Annotated in this window: 19 protein-coding genes; 10 read left to right on the forward strand and 9 right to left on the reverse strand. The window is 71.3% G+C overall.

The genetic code is table 11. The features are described 5' to 3' along the window. The first annotated feature begins 1 nt into the window (after position 1). A complete protein-coding gene (locus J2754_RS07850; protein WP_211087122.1) occupies positions 2-343 on the forward strand; it encodes a DUF8048 family protein in 342 nt (113 codons plus the stop codon). On the opposite strand, the gene J2754_RS07855 is transcribed toward J2754_RS07850, so the two are convergent. Together J2754_RS07855 and J2754_RS07860 are read right to left on the reverse strand one after the other, a co-directional pair. Then, positions 340-1,515, reverse strand: coding sequence for a cation:proton antiporter (locus J2754_RS07855; RefSeq protein ID WP_211087123.1), 1,176 nt, complete (start codon positions 1,513-1,515; stop codon positions 340-342). The genes J2754_RS07850 and J2754_RS07855 overlap by 4 nt on opposite strands. A gap of 1 nt (position 1,516) precedes the next feature. Next, positions 1,517-2,014, reverse strand: coding sequence for a cation:proton antiporter regulatory subunit (locus J2754_RS07860; protein WP_211087124.1), 498 nt, complete (start codon positions 2,012-2,014; stop codon positions 1,517-1,519). A 250-nt stretch (positions 2,015-2,264) separates the two neighbouring features. Here J2754_RS07860 and J2754_RS07865 point away from each other — a divergent pair, with 250 nt between their 5' ends. Then, the gene (locus J2754_RS07865) at positions 2,265-2,939 is read left to right on the forward strand and encodes an AzlC family ABC transporter permease (protein WP_188876634.1); all 675 of its coding nucleotides are present in this window, start codon (positions 2,265-2,267) and stop codon (positions 2,937-2,939) included. After that, positions 2,936-3,283, forward strand: coding sequence for an AzlD domain-containing protein (locus J2754_RS07870; RefSeq protein WP_188876636.1), 348 nt, complete (start codon positions 2,936-2,938; stop codon positions 3,281-3,283). Before J2754_RS07865 ends, J2754_RS07870 begins: the two co-directional genes overlap by 4 nt. A 229-nt stretch (positions 3,284-3,512) precedes the next feature. On the opposite strand, the gene J2754_RS07875 is transcribed toward J2754_RS07870, so the two are convergent. Further along, entirely contained in the window at positions 3,513-4,091 is a 579-nt protein-coding gene (locus J2754_RS07875; RefSeq protein ID WP_211087125.1) for an SRPBCC family protein, read from the reverse strand. Positions 4,092-4,203: 112 nt separating this feature from the next. Between J2754_RS07875 and J2754_RS07880 the strand changes: the two genes are divergently transcribed. Next, a complete protein-coding gene (locus tag J2754_RS07880; RefSeq protein ID WP_211087126.1) occupies positions 4,204-5,283 on the forward strand; it encodes an archaeosine biosynthesis radical SAM protein RaSEA in 1,080 nt (359 codons plus the stop codon). Between the two features lie 177 nt (positions 5,284-5,460). Here the strand turns inward: J2754_RS07880 and J2754_RS07885 are convergent, their stop codons facing one another. From J2754_RS07885 to J2754_RS07905, 5 genes are all read right to left on the reverse strand, one after another. Further along, complete coding sequence (locus J2754_RS07885; protein ID WP_188876642.1) at positions 5,461-6,669, reverse strand: outer membrane protein assembly factor BamB family protein; 1,209 nt, start codon at positions 6,667-6,669, stop codon at positions 5,461-5,463. A gap of 139 nt (positions 6,670-6,808) precedes the next feature. Beyond that, on the reverse strand, positions 6,809-7,480 hold the full coding sequence (gene purQ, locus J2754_RS07890) for a phosphoribosylformylglycinamidine synthase I (RefSeq protein WP_188876644.1): 672 nt from the start codon (positions 7,478-7,480) through the stop codon (positions 6,809-6,811). Continuing rightward, the gene (purS, locus tag J2754_RS07895) at positions 7,477-7,731 is read right to left on the reverse strand and encodes a phosphoribosylformylglycinamidine synthase subunit PurS (RefSeq protein WP_188876646.1); all 255 of its coding nucleotides are present in this window, start codon (positions 7,729-7,731) and stop codon (positions 7,477-7,479) included. The genes purQ and purS overlap by 4 nt, the downstream gene beginning before the upstream one ends. 214 nt (positions 7,732-7,945) lie before the next feature. Beyond that, positions 7,946-8,764 (reverse strand): DUF3891 family protein, encoded by an 819-nt coding sequence (locus J2754_RS07900; protein WP_211087127.1) that lies wholly within the window; start codon positions 8,762-8,764, stop codon positions 7,946-7,948. A gap of 243 nt (positions 8,765-9,007) precedes the next feature. Next, on the reverse strand, positions 9,008-10,036 hold the full coding sequence (locus J2754_RS07905) for a phosphoribosylaminoimidazolesuccinocarboxamide synthase (protein WP_188876650.1): 1,029 nt from the start codon (positions 10,034-10,036) through the stop codon (positions 9,008-9,010). Positions 10,037-10,173: 137 nt separating this feature from the next. Here J2754_RS07905 and J2754_RS07910 point away from each other — a divergent pair, with 137 nt between their 5' ends. The 6 genes from J2754_RS07910 (at position 10,174) to J2754_RS07935 (ending at position 14,050) form a co-directional block, all read left to right on the forward strand. Next, positions 10,174-10,824: a bifunctional 4-hydroxy-2-oxoglutarate aldolase/2-dehydro-3-deoxy-phosphogluconate aldolase gene (locus tag J2754_RS07910; RefSeq protein ID WP_188876652.1), complete on the forward strand. Its 651-nt coding sequence runs from the start codon at positions 10,174-10,176 to the stop codon at positions 10,822-10,824. 108 nt (positions 10,825-10,932) lie between these two features. Beyond that, positions 10,933-11,268 carry a hypothetical protein gene (locus J2754_RS07915; RefSeq protein ID WP_211087128.1) on the forward strand — a complete coding sequence of 112 codons (336 nt, stop codon included), beginning with the start codon at positions 10,933-10,935 and terminating at the stop codon, positions 11,266-11,268. 67 nt (positions 11,269-11,335) lie between these two features. Next, positions 11,336-11,650: a hypothetical protein gene (locus J2754_RS07920; RefSeq protein ID WP_211087129.1), complete on the forward strand. Its 315-nt coding sequence runs from the start codon at positions 11,336-11,338 to the stop codon at positions 11,648-11,650. 50 nt (positions 11,651-11,700) lie between these two features. Continuing rightward, a complete protein-coding gene (locus J2754_RS07925; protein ID WP_211087130.1) occupies positions 11,701-12,039 on the forward strand; it encodes a hypothetical protein in 339 nt (112 codons plus the stop codon). 78 nt (positions 12,040-12,117) lie between these two features. Continuing rightward, positions 12,118-13,470, forward strand: coding sequence for a 7,8-didemethyl-8-hydroxy-5-deazariboflavin synthase subunit CofH (gene cofH, locus J2754_RS07930; RefSeq protein ID WP_211087131.1), 1,353 nt, complete (start codon positions 12,118-12,120; stop codon positions 13,468-13,470). A 28-nt stretch (positions 13,471-13,498) separates the two neighbouring features. Continuing rightward, the gene (locus J2754_RS07935) at positions 13,499-14,050 is read left to right on the forward strand and encodes a metal-dependent hydrolase (protein ID WP_211087132.1); all 552 of its coding nucleotides are present in this window, start codon (positions 13,499-13,501) and stop codon (positions 14,048-14,050) included. Between the two features lie 38 nt (positions 14,051-14,088). Here J2754_RS07935 and J2754_RS16440 read toward each other — a convergent pair whose 3' ends face one another. After that, a complete protein-coding gene (locus tag J2754_RS16440) occupies positions 14,089-14,217 on the reverse strand; it encodes a hypothetical protein (RefSeq protein WP_281063867.1) in 129 nt (42 codons plus the stop codon). Between the last annotated feature and the right edge of the window lie 142 nt (positions 14,218-14,359).

Genomic DNA, 14,359 nt, shown 5'->3' on the forward strand with positions numbered 1-14,359 from the left:
GATGACGCACCCGATCCCGGCGGCCGCGTGCGAGGGCGCGGACGTCGATCCCGCGACGCTCGACGCGCTCCTCGGGCGCGTCGCGGACTACCTCCGCGGGAAGGAGCGCGCCCTCGAACGGCAGTACGAGCGCGCGATCGGCGCGCGCGACGGCGTGGTGCTGTTCGCGGACGCGGACTTCTGGGCGCGGACGGGTGCGGCGCTGGCGTTCACCGAGGTGGAGACCACGGCGGTCAAACGCGCCCACGAGGCCACTCTCCTGCTCGCGGGCGACCGCGCGGACCGCCTCGGGGAGTTCGAGACGGCCCTCGACGTGCGGACGGCCGTCGTGCTCGGGCGCTAGGCGAGACGCGAGGTGAGGACGCCCTCGCGCGCGATGGCGACCGTCCCGAGGATGCTCATGACGAGCACGTAGCCGACGGCGAACGGCGGGACGGTCTCGCGGATCGCGGGGACGGTGCTCGCCGCCGCCAGGGTCGCGACGATGAGCGAGAACTCCCCGCGCGCGAGTAGGCCGATACCGACGCGCGCCGAACGTCGGGGATCGAGGCCGGTGAGCCGCCCGCCCGCGTAGCCGCTCGTTAGCTTGCTCGCGGTCGTGGCGAGCGCGGCGACCGCGACGAGGAGCGCGACGCCCGCGACGACGCGGAGGTCGGTGTCGAGGCCGATGGCGAAGAAGAAGACGGCGGCGAAGACGTCGCGGAGCGACGTTACGAGGTGTTCGATTCGCTCGACGAGATCGGTCGTGCTGAATGCCGTGCCGACGAAGAAGGCGGCGACGGCCTCGCTGACGCCGACGGAGAGCGCGAGCGCGCCGACCGCGACGGCGACGCCGACGACCCGGAGGACGAACAGCTCGTCCGGGCCGACGTCGAAGACGCGCTCGACGTGATCGCTGCCGTAGTAGGCGACGAGGGCGAGGACCGCGAGGAAGCAGAAGGACCCCGCGACGCTCGTCGCCGCCCCCGCGAGCGTACCGCCGCCGACCACGGCGGCGAGCACCGCGAGGTAGACGGCGACGATGATGTCCTCGACGACGAGCGTCCCGAGGATGGTGCGACTCTCCGGGTTCGCCAGCCAGCCGGCGTCCGTCAGCGACTTCGTGACGATGGCGCTGGAGGAGACGAAGACGATCCCGACGACGAACACCGCGCCGAGCGGGCCGAGGCCGAACGCGTACGCGAGCGCGACGCCGACCGCGCCGTTGACGAGGAAGTCGACGCTCCCGAGGAGCGCGAGCTCCCGGCCCTGCGAGAGGAGGTAGCCGACGTCGAACTCCAGTCCGAGGAAGAACAACAGGAGGACGATCCCGATCTCGGCGGCGGTGGTGACGAACTCGCCGTGGGTCACGAGCGCGAGCGAGACGCCCGCGACCTCCGTGGGGGCGTACGGGCCGACGACGACGCCCGCGACGATGTACGCGGGAATGACGGACTGGCCGAAGCGGTGCGCGAGCGCGCTGGCGAGCGCGAGCGCGAGGAACGCGATACCGGTCTCGAAGAGGACGTCCGCCATCCTACGCCGTCTCGCCCTCGCCCGGCGCCACGAGCGACTGGAGGGCCTTCTGCTCCGCGCGCGACCCGATGGCGACGAGGATGTCGCCGGGTTCGAGGACCGTGTCCGCGCCGGGGTTGGCGAGCGTCTCCGCGCCGCGCTGGACGGCCGCGACGGTCGCCCCCGTCTCCGCGCGGATGCCGGCGGCAGCCAGCGTCTCACCCGCGACGGGGGAGTCCGCGGGGACCTCCACCCACTCCATGATCGCGTCGCCGAGCGGGACCTCGACGTCGTCGAGATCGAGCGGTCGGAAGTCGGTTCCCTGCAGGACGCTCGCGGCCTCACGAGCCGTCGCCGCGTCGAGATCGAAGAGCTTCTCGGCGTCCGCGTCCGGCCCCTCGCGCCGGTAGATCTCCCGGCGGCCGTCGTGGTGCACGATGACGACGAAGCGCGTCTCCCCGTTCGTCGCCACCTCGTACTGTTTGCCGACGCCGGGGACGTCGACTTCGTGGATGACCATACGTCCTCCCACGGCCGGATCGGCAAAGAAACCCGCCCGTCTCGGCGCGTCGCCCCTCACGCCCCGCGACTCCGGTACGGCCTCGTCACGTCCGCGCGCGCCGTCGGCGCCGATCCGTCCGTAGCAGCCCTCTCCGCTGATCCGCTGGGGTCACGCCCTCTCGGCCGGTCCGTCCGTGCCACGCCCGGCCCGGTCCGACGCCCGCGTCGGGTTCGATGGGATTTAGCTCGCGGCCGGTCGACTGTCACGCATGGAACGCGACGCGCTCGCTCGCGGCCTCCGCGACGCCCTGCCGATCCTCGTCGGTATCGTGCCGTTCGGACTCGTCGCCGGCGTCGCCGCCAGCCGCGCCGGCTTCACCTTTCCGCAGGCGATGGGGCTCTCCGTCTTCGTCTTCGCCGGCGCGTCACAGCTCGCGGCGCTCTCGCTGGTCGAGGGACACGCGGCGTTCGTCGCCGTCGTCGCTACCGCCGTCGCGATCAACCTCCGGATGGCGATGTACTCGGCGTCGCTCGCCCCGTACTTCGAGGGGTACGCCGCGCGCTGGCGCGCGCTCCTCGCCTACCCGCTCACCGATCAGGCCTTCGCGCTCTCCGTCGCCACCTACCGTGAGTCCGACGTCGATCGACGCTGGTACTACCTCGCGGTCGCGTTCGCCCTCTGGGCCGTCTGGCAGGTCACGACCGCCGCCGGCGTCCTCCTCGGCGCCGGCGTCCCGTCCTCGTGGGGGCTCGGCTTCGCGGTGCCGCTCGTCTTCCTCGCCCTCCTCGTGCCCGCCATCGAGGGCGTCCCGCACGCCGCCGCGGCGGTCGTCGGCGCCGCGATCGCCGTCTACGGCGCGGACTGGCCGTTCAACGCCGGCCTGCTCGTCGGCGCGCTCGCCGGCATCGTCGCGGGCCTCGTCGTCGCGGGGTGGCGGCGATGACGACCTACGACGCCCTCACGACGTGGGCGCTCATCGCCGCGATCGCCGTCCCGACGTTCCTCATCCGCTTCTCCTTCATCGGCCTCCTCGGGCGCGTCGGCGGCGTCCCCGACTGGGCGGAGCGCGCACTGGCCTTCGTCCCCGCTGCCGTCCTCGCCGCGCTCGTCGTCCCGGACATCGTGACGATCCGCGCGACCGTCGCCGCCACGATCGCCCAAGAGAAGGTCGTCGCCGGCCTCGTCGCCGCCGGCGTCGCCTACTACACCGAGGACGTCCTCGCCACGATCGCCGTCGGGATGGGGGTCTTCTGGGCGATCCGCTTCGGCCTCCCGCTCGTGACCTGACGTGTCGGTCCGCCCCCGCCGCGTCCCCGCTGCGTCCCCGTCGCGCTCCTCGTCGTCTCGTTCGCCGCCGCGACCCTCTCCCCGGTGCCGGCGCGCCGACCGCCGGTGGGCTCCCGTGGGACGCGCTCCTGCACGCCGCGGGCTGTGCGGCGATCGTCGTCGCCGGCGCGTGGGCGGTCCGCCGCGACGACCCGCCGGCGCTCCTCGGGTTCGTCGCCCTCGTGTCGCGCTACCTCCACTCGGGGTCCTTCACCGCCCGCTCGCTCTCGGGGCCGCCGAGCGCGGCGAGGCGGTCGTCGAGCCCGTCGAAGTAGTCGGCGGCGACGCGCGTGATCGTCGATTCGACGGCACGCCGGTCGTCCGCGGCGAGTCGCCCGCCGACCGCCGCCTCCGCGCGCCACGTCGCGAGACACCCCTCCTCTCGCTCGTCGAGGGCGAGTGTCGCTTCCATCGCCGCGTCGATGTCGTCGCCGATGGCTCCCTCGACGACCATGTCGGGGTAGTCGCGCTCCGTGACCGTCACGTCCACGTCGATTTCGACGTCGGCGCCGCGGACGCCCGCACCGATCACCGCGTCGTACCGCTCCCCCGCCGAGACCGTCCGCGCGTCGCGCGTCTCGGGGTCCGTGGCGAGCAGGCGCGCGATCGATCCCGACGGGAGCTCGCGGTCCGCGACGGGCGCGAGCGCCGTACACCTCGGGAGACACTCGCGGGTCGTCACCGGATCGGAGAGGGCGACCCAGACGGACTCGGGGGCGACCGCGAACGCGCGTTCGAGCGTGACCGCGATCGACGTTGACTCGGACACACGCGCAACCCGGCCGCCGGCCGCCTAAGCGTTGTCGTCGCCGTCCCCGCCCTCGACCGCGGGTAGGGGGCGACCGCGGGGGTTTTACGCGCGCCCGGGCTTCTACGTGGTAATGAGTAAGCCGTCCCCCGAGGTGTACGAGCAGGGGCGCGGGATGGACGCGCACAATCAGGTGATGCGCGAACTCCGCGCCGAGAAGGGGAACAAGGAGTACGACCCGCACGAGCCGACGCGGGTGTGGCTCGACGAGGACAACACGCCCGACGGCGTCTACCAGAGCCTGACGATAATCCTGAACACGGGCGGCTGTCGCTGGGCGCGCGCCGGCGGCTGCACGATGTGCGGCTACGTCGCCGAGTCCGTCGAGGGCGGGAGCGTCGGCCACGACGCCCTCATGGACCAGATTCAGGCCTGCCTCGACCACGAGGCCGAGGAGGCCGACGACGAATCCGGGCTCGTGAAGATCTACACCTCCGGGAGCTTCCTCGACGAGCGCGAGGTCCCCGCCGAGACTCGCAGTGCGATCGCCGACACCTTCGCGGACCGCGAGCGCATCGTCGTCGAGAGCCTCCCCGACTTCGTGGAGGCCGAGCGCGTCTCCGACTTCACGGACGTCGGTCTCGAAACCGACGTCGCCGTCGGTCTGGAGACCGCCACCGATCGCGTTCGCCACGACTGCGTGAACAAGTACTTCGACTTCGCGGACTTCGAGGACGCCGCCGCTGAGGCACGCTCCGTCGGCGCCGGCGTCAAGGCCTATCTCCTGATGAAGCCGCCCTTCCTCTCCGAGTCCGAGGCCGTCGCGGACATGAAGACCTCCGTCGAGAAGTGCGCGGCCGTCGAGGGCTGTCACACCGTCTCGATGAACCCGACGAACGTCCAGCGCTACACGATGGTCGACCAACTCCACTTCCGGGGCGGCTATCGCCCGCCGTGGCTCTGGTCGGTCGCCGAGGTGTTGGAGGAGACCGCCGACGAGGACGTCATCGTCGTCTCCGACCCCGTGGGGAACGGCTCCGACCGGGGCCCGCACAACTGCGGGGAGTGCGACGACCTCGTCTACGAGGCCATCAAGGACTTCGACCTCCGGCAGGACCCGAGCGTCTTCGAGGAGGTCAGCTGTGAGTGCGAACTCACGCACGACGCCGTCCTCGAACGCGAGACGGCCTACAACCTCCCGCTGGCGGAGTAGGCGGTTCTGGGCGGCGGCGAAGAATCGCTACTCACCGAACGGCGGCCGGAGGGGGCCGCGAGGAATAGGTCGCGCGACGCGCGACCGGACATCCGAGCCGGGCGTGGCGATCCGCGAGGAATAGAGCGGTTCGGGTGTCGTTCCGGTCGTCTCGGCCCGTCGGTCGGCCGGTCGCGATCAGTCGCTGACGCGCACGACGCCGGAGTCGCGGCCGTGACCGGCGTAGTAGAGCGCGCTCCCGCGAACCGAGGGCGCACTCATGAGCGCGGGTCGGACGTCCAGCCCGAGCGACCACGTCGTCTCGCCGCTCGCGGCGTCGAGTGCGTACAGCGTCTCCTCCCCCAGCGCGAACCGCGTATCGGCGGCGACGACCGGCGGACGCGGCCCGAGGTCGGCGTCGAGCTCCCTCGCCCACCTCGTGGCTCCGTCAGTCACGTCGAACGCCGCGAGCGCGCCGTCGGGTGACTGGACGTGGAGCGTGTCGCTACTCACGGCGGCGTACGGACTCCCGTTCTCCGGCAGCGGGACGGACGCGCGCCACTGTGTCGCCCCGTCGTCCAGCGCGAGCGCGTACACGTCGCCGCGATGGGCCGCGTAGTACAGGTGGTTCTCGCCGACCACGAGCGGGACGGTACTCTCCGGGAGGTCGTGCCGTCGCCAGCGCTCCTCGCCCGATGCGGGGTCGAGGGCGGCGACGCCGGTCTCTCCGTCCGTACCCACGGCCGCGTACGCGTCACCGTCGCGGGCGACGACGGACGCCGTAGACTCGCCTGCGTCGTAGCGCCAGCGCTTCTCGCCGCTCGCGGGGTCGCGACCGTAGACGGTCTCCCCGTCGTCCGTGAGGAGGACGTCCGCGGCGAGAACGGGCGCGTTCGACACCGTTCCGTAGCCGCCCTGATCGGTTCGCCAACAGAGCTCGCCGTTCCGGCCGTCGTACGCCGCCACGAACTCCGCCGTCGAGACGAAGACCGCGTCTCCGGCGACCGTCGGCGTCGACTTCCCATACGGATACCGAACCGACCACGACGCCTTCGACGAGTCGAGTCCGAAGCCACGATACGCACCCGCCTCGCCGTCCCCGTCGCTGTACCCCACGATACCACGGCCACCGGCGAGCGTTACCGAGGTGCCGGTCGCGACGCCGACGGCCGCGACGCTGGAAACGGCCGGATCGCTGGACGGACCGCCGTCGGCCGTCCCGCCGGTGTTCGCGAAGTCGTGTTGGTAGGTCGGCCACGCCCCGGTGACGTCGCCCACGGGGGCGTCCCGCTCGTGAACGCGATCGGTCCCGGCGACGACACGACCCATACACCCCGTGAGGGAGGCGAGCGCCGTCGCTCCCGTCGCTGCGAGCAGCCCGCGGCGCGTCAGTGCGTTGGAGGGCATCCCGTCAGTGTCTCGACTGAACGAGTAAGTAAGTTGTCTCCGTCACGAGACCGGCGACGGTCGTTCGGGGCTCGGGTGCGGTTCGACGGGGGCGAGGTCAGCGCGGGCGCTCACTTGTCCGCGTAACCGGCTTCGCCAGTTACGCGAACGCTTCCAACACGCCCTGCCCGTCCGTCCTGCCGAGGAGCGGGAGCGCGGCGCGCTCCGGGTGGGGCATCATGACGGCGATCGTCTCGTCCGCGCCGAGGAGTCCCGCGACGTTGTGCTTCGAGCCGTTCGGGTTCGCTTTGTCGGTAACGGTCCCGTCGGCGTCGCAGTAGCGGAAGAGCACCCGGTTCTCGTCCTCGACGGCCGCCAGTTCGGCGTCCGGGATCTCGAAGCGCCCCTCGCCGTGCGCGATGGGGAACTCGACGACGTCGCCCTCGTCGTAGGCGCGCGTCCACGGGGTGTCGGCGTTCTCGACGCGGAGGTGGACGTGCTCGCACTGGAAGCGCGCCGAGCGGTTCGTCGTGAACGCCCCGGGTGTCAGACCGCCCTCACAGCCGATCTGCGCGCCGTTACAGATCCCGAGGACGGGCGTGCCCGATTCGGCGGCGGCGCGGACGTCGTCCATGATGGGCGAGCGCGCCGCCATCGCGCCCGCGCGGAGGTAGTCGCCGTAGGAGAAGCCACCGGGAATGACCACGCCGTCGGTGTCGGCGGGGAGGCCGTCCTCGTGCCAGACGATTTCCGCGTCGACGCCGACCGCGTCGAGCGCGCGCACGGCGTCTCGATCGCAGTTCGACCCGCCGAAGCGCACGACGGCGATCATTCGCGCGCGGCGACGTCCACGTCGTAGTCGTGGATCGTCGGGTTGGCGAGCAGGCGCTCGGCCATCTCCTCGGCGCGCTCGGCCGCGGCGTCCGCGTCCGCGGCGTCGAGGTCGACCTCGAAGCGGTCGGTCGAGCGCAGCGCCTCCAGCTCGAAACCGAGGCGTTCGAGGGCGCGTTTCGTGGTCTCGGCCTCGGGATCGAGGACGCCGCGCTTCAGTCGGACGGTCACCGTCGCGGTGTAGGCGCTCATCGCCCGTGAGTGCGTGACCGTGGTCAAAAAGACTTCTGAAAAAGCGGGGATGTTGCACGTTCGTGTGGCTCCCGCTCCCTCGAATCCCGCTCGCGAATCGCTTCCCGTCTGCCGGCGTGTCGCGTCCCGTCGCCCGGGCCGGGCGCCGTACGGTCGCGGCGCTGTGCGATCACTCACGCCGTACCGACCGCGGGCGTCCTCCCCGCCGGAACGACTAGGCGACGAACGTGACTTCGAAGCGCCGCACGTCGGCGTCGTAGTAGGCGCTCACGAGGTCGTCGGCGTCGGTCGGGACGATCCGCTGCGGGACGGTCGCGGCGAGCGTGTCGATCTCGAAGGGGTAGGGATCGAGTCGGAGCGTCGCGGGGCCGACCGGCGTCACGTCGAGCGTCGCCGTGTCGTCACCCGTGACCGGGACGGGCCCGATCTCCGTCGCCTCGAACCGGGCACTGTGGCAGGCGTAGAGCGAGAGCGAGTCGAGCGCCTGCAACAGGAGGTAGTGTTTCCATAGGTCGCCGCGGATCGCGCCCGCCGGGGCCGTCCCGTCGGCGTGGAGGACGTCGAGCGTCTCCCGGTCGCGCTCGGGGAGGTCGAGCGACGCCGCGAACTCCGCTTGGCGCGCTTCCTGCGCGTCGACGAACGACGCGAACGGCGCCTCGTCGCTCAGGTCGAGGATCTCGGTGCGGACGCCGTAGCCCCCGCGGCGGAGGCCGGCGGCGTGCATCGAGACGAGCAGGCCGGCGTAGGGATCGATGTCCGCGGCGACGTCGACGCCGCGCGCGTAGAAGTCGGTCCAGTCGTCGCCGTCGACCGCGACGAAATCGACGGGGTCGCCGTCGTCGTCGAGTCGCGGTCGGCAGTCGTAGTCGCTCCACCCCTGGTCGTGGGTCTCGGCGGCGACGACGAACGGGACGCGCGGGCCCGGGAGGACGGTGTCCCCGCCGCCCCAGTGGCGCGCGAAGCGCCCGCTGAGCGCCGCGTGGTCGGGTTGGGTGACGAACCGATAGCGGTCGCCGGCCTCGGTGACGATCATGTCGAAGGAGAGGTGCCGGCGCTACAAAGAGGTAGCCCGCCTCGCCGCCTCGGGTGAGGCGGTCGAACGCGAGCGGGACAGTGCTCACAGTTGGGTCGGAAATGCACGTACGCGTCGGAACCGCGGCTCATGGACCGCTCATCTGCCCTCATGGCCGACGGCGACGTGCCCGTCCTTCCGGGCCGCGACGGCGCCGGGGCCGTCGACGTCGACGAGCGCGCCGATGACGGGAGCGAGGTCGCGTTAGAGGTCCCGCACGGCGTCGACGGCCGCGTCGATGTCGGGCGCGTCGAACCACTCGCTCCCGGCGTAGGCGTTCGTCCCCGCCCGATACAGCGCCGACACCGTCTCGATCACGTCCTCGGGGAGGCGCTCGGGCGTCGTGCCGCAGAGCTCGCGCCAGTCGGCGACGCCCTCCCGGTCGGCCTCGGCCTTCGCCTCGCTCACGGCGTCGACCCACGTCGGGTCGTAGCTCTTGTAGAACTGCCGGACGACCTCCTTCGAGACCTGCTGGCCGCGGTAGGAAAAGCGGTTCTCGTCGAACGTCCCGACGACGTCGGCGACGACGACCTCGCCGTCGATCACCGCGCACTCGATCTTGCCGTCCTGGTGCTCGAAGCCCGCCGCCTCGGCGCGCTCGGTGACGACGTCGTTGACGCGACGCGCGAGCGATTCGAGGTCGGCGACGGCGGCGTCGCCCGCGATCCGGTCCGCCTCGGCGTCGTCGACGTAGCGGTCCTGCTCCTCGAACTTCGTGGAGAACTCGACGACGGGGTCCGCGAGGGTGACGGGTTCGGCCGGCCACTCGGCGACGTCGAGGCCGTACTCCTCGGGGCTCGCGCGCGAGCGGAGACTGGAGCCGACCGGGACGGTGTTGCGAAAGACGATCTCCAGGGGCACCACGTAGTTCGATCCCGCCTCCGCGTGGAAGGCGTCGTAGTCGTAGTCGCCGTCGGCGAACGGGAGGTCGGGCACCCGCACGAGGTCGATGGCCATCTCGGTCGGCGGGGTGCCCGCGCTGTCGAGGTCGACGACGCGCTCGGCGTCGCCGGCGTCGACGACGCCCCGGTAGTGCGTGGGGACGCCCGCGGCTTCGAGCAGTTCGAAGTTGTACGCGCCCATCGTGCAGAGCGCCGCGCCCTTCTGCGGGATCTGGTCGGGCATCTTCCCCCAGTCGAAGACGCTGTAGTCGTCGGTGAACGCGAACCGACCGCGGCCGGCGGCCTCCCGCGTCGGGGCGTCCGCGACGCGGAGGTCCTTGACGCTCGTCATACGCGTCCTCCGTCGTCCGGGGACTAAGTGGTTTCCATCGACGTGCCTACCGGAACCGATCTCAGACCCGAGGTATGCACGTCTGTGCTATCTCCGTTCCACCCGTCTTTATGACTCGGCGCGCGCCACGGTCGAACATGGTAGCAGACCCGACGCTGTCGGAGCTCACGGAGTGCGGCGTCGTCGCCGTCATGCGCGGCCTCGAACCGGAGACGCTGATCGACACGGGCGAGGCCCTCCGCGCGGGCGGCGTCACGACCATCGAGGTCACGGCGGACTCGCCGGGCGCGATCGAGGGGATCGACGCGCTCGCCGACCACTTCGCGGACACCGAGGTCCACGTCGGCGCGGGGACCGTCATCGACGAGGAGACGGCGAACGCCGCCCTTCGGGCCGGTGCCGAGTTCGTCGTCTCGCCGTCGCTCCACGAGTCGGTCATCGAGACCTGCAACCGCTACGGCGTCGCCTCCTTCCCGGGGATCATGACGCCGACGGAGGCCGTCTCGGCCATCGAAGCCGGCGCGAGCGCGGTGAAGGTCTTCCCGGCGAAGAGCGTCGGACCCGCGCACGTCTCGGCGCTGAAGGGCCCGCTCGGCCAACTCGACATCGTTCCGACGGGCGGTGTCGGCCCGTCCAACGCCCGCGAGTACATCGAGGCCGGCGCCGCCGCCGTCGGCGCGGGCGGCTCGCTCATCGACGAGGACGCCATCGCGGCCGGCGACTTCGAGGCCATCACCGAGAACGCCGAGGAACTCGTCGCGGCCGTAAAAGCGGGACGCGACGCGTAAGCGCCCCGAAGACGCGAACACCAGAGCGTCGGAGAGGTGAGCGGGGGCGATCCTCACTCGACGTGCTCTCGCGAAAACGCTTTTGTCCCCGTCGCCCCACGCTCCGGTATGGCTCGCGACCGCGTCGACTACTGGAGCCCGATCGCCGCGCTGGGCGCCGCGGTACTTCTCGCGCTCCTCGCGTTCGGACGCCCGACGCCCCCGGTGACGGCGGCCCTCGCGCTCGGCGTCGTCGCCTTCGCCGCGGGCGTGCTCCTCCCCGTCCGGGAGGCCCTCCCGTCGTACGAGCGGCTCCTGGGCGTTTACCTCGGCGTCTTCGGGATCGCCGCGTTCGTCAGCGACGGCTGGAGCCTCACCGTCGCGGCGATGCTCCTGGTCGGCGCCGTCTCCCTCCTCGAACTCGCCTACGAGCGCGTCACCGGGCGCTCGCCCACTATCGCCTGAGGCGTGCGCGCGACCACGCGACGCGCGCGCCGGTACTTTTTTGCCTCGGTCGGTCGTCACGCTCCGCGTGTCGCTCACTGATCACTTCGATCGCTGGAGCCCGGTCGTCGCGTGCGTCGCGATCGGGTGTGCGGCGCTCGGAGCGCTCGCCACGCACGTCGCACTGACCGGCGCGTACGTCCTCGTCGCGGTCGTCTTCGGCGTCGGCGTCCCGATCGGGCTCCGCGACGCCGTCCCGGTGTACGACCGGATCGCCGCCGTCTCCCTCGGCGTCTACGGCGTCGCCCGACTCGCCGTGACCGGCGTGTGGCGTCTCGACGGCGTCACGTGCGCGGTCGTGGGCGCCGTCGCCCTCCTCGAACTCGCCCTCTCGCGGGTCTGATCGGATTTCCGCGGCGAAGGTTTTTCTCCCCGCCCCGCGTTCCGCCGCCCATGGCCCTCCGCGATTCGCTCGACTACCGAAGCGCCGCGTACGCGCTGCTCGTCGCCACCGGCGTCGTCTCCTTCGCCCTCGGTTCGCCCCCGCTCTCCGAGGTGCTCTCGTTCCTCCCGCTCGTCCTCGTGTCCCTCGCGGGAATCCCCGTCCCCGTCCGCGAGCGCGTCCCCGAGCACGACCGCCTGCTCGCCGTCGGCATCGGGATCATCGGCGTCTACGGCCTCGCCGCAGAGGGCCCCTCACTCCTCGACGCGCTCTTCGCGCTCGCGGGCGTCGCCGCCGTCGCCGTCGTCCTCTACGAGCGCATCACGGGCCGCTCGACGCGGATCGCGTGAGGCGACGTCCGTCACCGGTTCCCCCACTCACCTGACGGGACCCGCCCGCTTTTGCGTGTGCGCGCGAAATCGACGTGTATGTCTTGGATCGACGATCGGGCGGCGGACCTCGACGCCGACGAGTTCGGCTTCGACGTCGTCCCCGAGACCGACCAGTCCTTCGAGAACGCGCTCTCGAAGGCCCGCGACGGCGTTCGTCTGACCGTCGACGACGGGATCGAGCTCATCACGACCGGCACCGACGTCGAGGGGCTCGATCCGTACCGGAAGGAACTCGTCTTGGAGGCCGCGGACCGCCGGCGCGCGGAGGTCGTCGGCGAGGAGGTGACGTTCATCGCCAACGTCAACAACAACGTCACGACGGCGTGCAACACCGGCTGTCTCTTCTGTAACTTCAAAGACACCGCCCACCAGTTCGAGACGGAGTACCAACAGGAGCACGGCGGCTTCACGAAGTCGCCCGCCGAGTCGCGTGCGGTCGTCCAAGACGCCGTGGATCGCGGCGTCTACGAGGTCACGTCGGTATCGGGGCTTCATCCCGCCTTCGGGCTGAACGAGGAGCACCGCGAACTCCTCGACCCCGACGATCCCGAGCTGAACTACAAACCGCCGGAGGCGTACGACACCGATCCGACGACGTACCGCGAACAGATCGCCGCGATGGCCGAGACGGGCGCGCACGTCCACTCGATGACCCCCGAGGAGGTCGATCACGCGCAGCGCGGAGCCGACTGGGGGTACGCGGACGTCTACCGCGAGCTCGCGGACGTCGGCCTGAAGACGGTGCCCGGAACCGCGGCGGAGATCCTCGTCGACGAGGTGCGCGAGATCATCTGTCCGGGCAAGATCACCACCCAGGAGTGGGTGGACTCGATGGCCGCCGCCGCCGAGGTCGGCCTCCCGATGACGGCGACGATGATGTACGGTCACGTCGAGAACGAGGCCCACCGCGTGGAGCACCTGAAGGTCATCCGCGACCTCCAAGATCGGACGGACAACATCACGGAGTTCGTCCCGCTCTCCTTCATCCACCAGGACACCCCGCTCCACGAACACGGCGTCGTCGAGTCGGGGGCCTCGAAGGCCGAGGACGAACTGCTGATCGCCGTCGCGCGCCTCTTCCTCGACAACGTCGAGCACATCCAGTCCTCGTGGGTGAAGTACGGCGACGAGTTCGGCCTCAAACTCCTCAACTGCGGCGCGGACGACTTCATGGGCACCATCCTCTCTGAGGAGATCACGAAGCGCGCGGGCGGTCAGTACGGCGAGTTCCGTTCCTTCCGTGACTACGTCGAGATGCTCACGGCGATCGGCCGTCCGCCGGTCGAGCGGAACACCGACTACACCGAACGCCGCCGGATCGACACGGACGCGGACGTTTTCGGTCCCCGGCTCGGCCCCGCGGCCGACGGCACACCGCTCCTCGATTAGGCGTGGCACACGCGAGGTCCCGGCCGTGATGGTCACGACGCACGCGGTGATGGGTGCCGCGCTCGTCACGCTCCTCCCGCTCTCGCCGCGGTTCGCCGGCGTCGCCGCCCTCGCCGCCTTCTGCGGGGGCGTCTTTCCCGACCTCGATCTCCTCGTCGGCGAGCACCGCCGGACGCTCCACTACCCCGACTACTACGCGCTCTGTCTCGTCCCCCTCGTCGGCCTCGCCGGCCTTCGCACGCACGCGCTCACCGTCGGCCTCGCGGCGTTCGTCGGAGCCGCCGCCCTCCACTCGATCGCCGACGCCTTCGGCGGCGGTCTCGCGCCGCGGCCGTGGCTCCGCGACGACCACCGCGGCGTCTACTGCCGTCTCGGGCGACGCTGGCTCCACCCGCGCCACTGGATCCGGTGGGACGGCGCGCCCGAGGACCTCGCGCTCTGCGGCGTCTGCGTCTGCGTCGTGCTCTTCGGAGCCGACCGGCCGATTCGACTGCTCGCCGTTGCGACGCTCCCCGTCTCCATCGCCTACACGCTCCTCCGCAAGCGCCTTCCCGATCTCGCGCCGTGGCTCGTCGAGTGAGCGCGTCCGTGGCGGGGTGTGGGTGGTGGCCATTCGGCTCACCCTTCCCCGGGCGTCCACGCCGCGCCGACGCGGTCGTACCCCATCATCGACGGGCCGTCGTGTTCGGTGAACACGACCTTCAGGTTCTCCGGCGGTACCCCGTGGGCCTCGCGGGCGCGTTCCATCACCGCGAGCGCGAACTCCCGTTTCGTCCCGTCGTCCCGACCGCGCCGTACGTGTTTACCCCGAGGACGGAACAGCGGGTACAGCCTGGGCTCGTGAAATCATCTCGTTGTTTCGAGCGATTCGCTTGAACTCTTCGTAGGG

The sequence above is a fragment of the Halarchaeum nitratireducens genome, from assembly GCF_017874695.1.
GTDB lineage: Archaea > Halobacteriota > Halobacteria > Halobacteriales > Halobacteriaceae > Halarchaeum > Halarchaeum nitratireducens.

Bases quoted from the DNA above. Each gene is read 5' to 3' on its own strand.
- J2754_RS07850 (WP_211087122.1), top strand. From the start codon at position 2: ATGACGCACCCGATCCCGGCGGCCGCGTGCGAGGGCGCGGACGTCGAT.
- J2754_RS07855 (WP_211087123.1), bottom strand. From the start codon at position 1,515: ATGGCGGACGTCCTCTTCGAGACCGGTATCGCGTTCCTCGCGCTCGCG.
- J2754_RS07860 (WP_211087124.1), bottom strand. From the start codon at position 2,014: ATGGTCATCCACGAAGTCGACGTCCCCGGCGTCGGCAAACAGTACGAG.
- J2754_RS07865 (WP_188876634.1), top strand. From the start codon at position 2,265: ATGGAACGCGACGCGCTCGCTCGCGGCCTCCGCGACGCCCTGCCGATC.
- J2754_RS07870 (WP_188876636.1), top strand. From the start codon at position 2,936: ATGACGACCTACGACGCCCTCACGACGTGGGCGCTCATCGCCGCGATC.
- J2754_RS07880 (WP_211087126.1), top strand. From the start codon at position 4,204: ATGAGTAAGCCGTCCCCCGAGGTGTACGAGCAGGGGCGCGGGATGGAC.
- J2754_RS07885 (WP_188876642.1), bottom strand. From the start codon at position 6,669: ATGCCCTCCAACGCACTGACGCGCCGCGGGCTGCTCGCAGCGACGGGA.
- purQ (WP_188876644.1), bottom strand. From the start codon at position 7,480: ATGATCGCCGTCGTGCGCTTCGGCGGGTCGAACTGCGATCGAGACGCC.
- purS (WP_188876646.1), bottom strand. From the start codon at position 7,731: ATGAGCGCCTACACCGCGACGGTGACCGTCCGACTGAAGCGCGGCGTC.
- J2754_RS07900 (WP_211087127.1), bottom strand. From the start codon at position 8,764: ATGATCGTCACCGAGGCCGGCGACCGCTATCGGTTCGTCACCCAACCC.
- J2754_RS07905 (WP_188876650.1), bottom strand. From the start codon at position 10,036: ATGACGAGCGTCAAGGACCTCCGCGTCGCGGACGCCCCGACGCGGGAG.
- J2754_RS07910 (WP_188876652.1), top strand. From the start codon at position 10,174: ATGGTAGCAGACCCGACGCTGTCGGAGCTCACGGAGTGCGGCGTCGTC.
- J2754_RS07915 (WP_211087128.1), top strand. From the start codon at position 10,933: ATGGCTCGCGACCGCGTCGACTACTGGAGCCCGATCGCCGCGCTGGGC.
- J2754_RS07925 (WP_211087130.1), top strand. From the start codon at position 11,701: ATGGCCCTCCGCGATTCGCTCGACTACCGAAGCGCCGCGTACGCGCTG.
- cofH (WP_211087131.1), top strand. From the start codon at position 12,118: ATGTCTTGGATCGACGATCGGGCGGCGGACCTCGACGCCGACGAGTTC.
- J2754_RS07935 (WP_211087132.1), top strand. From the start codon at position 13,499: ATGGTCACGACGCACGCGGTGATGGGTGCCGCGCTCGTCACGCTCCTC.
- J2754_RS16440 (WP_281063867.1), bottom strand. From the start codon at position 14,217: ATGGAACGCGCCCGCGAGGCCCACGGGGTACCGCCGGAGAACCTGAAG.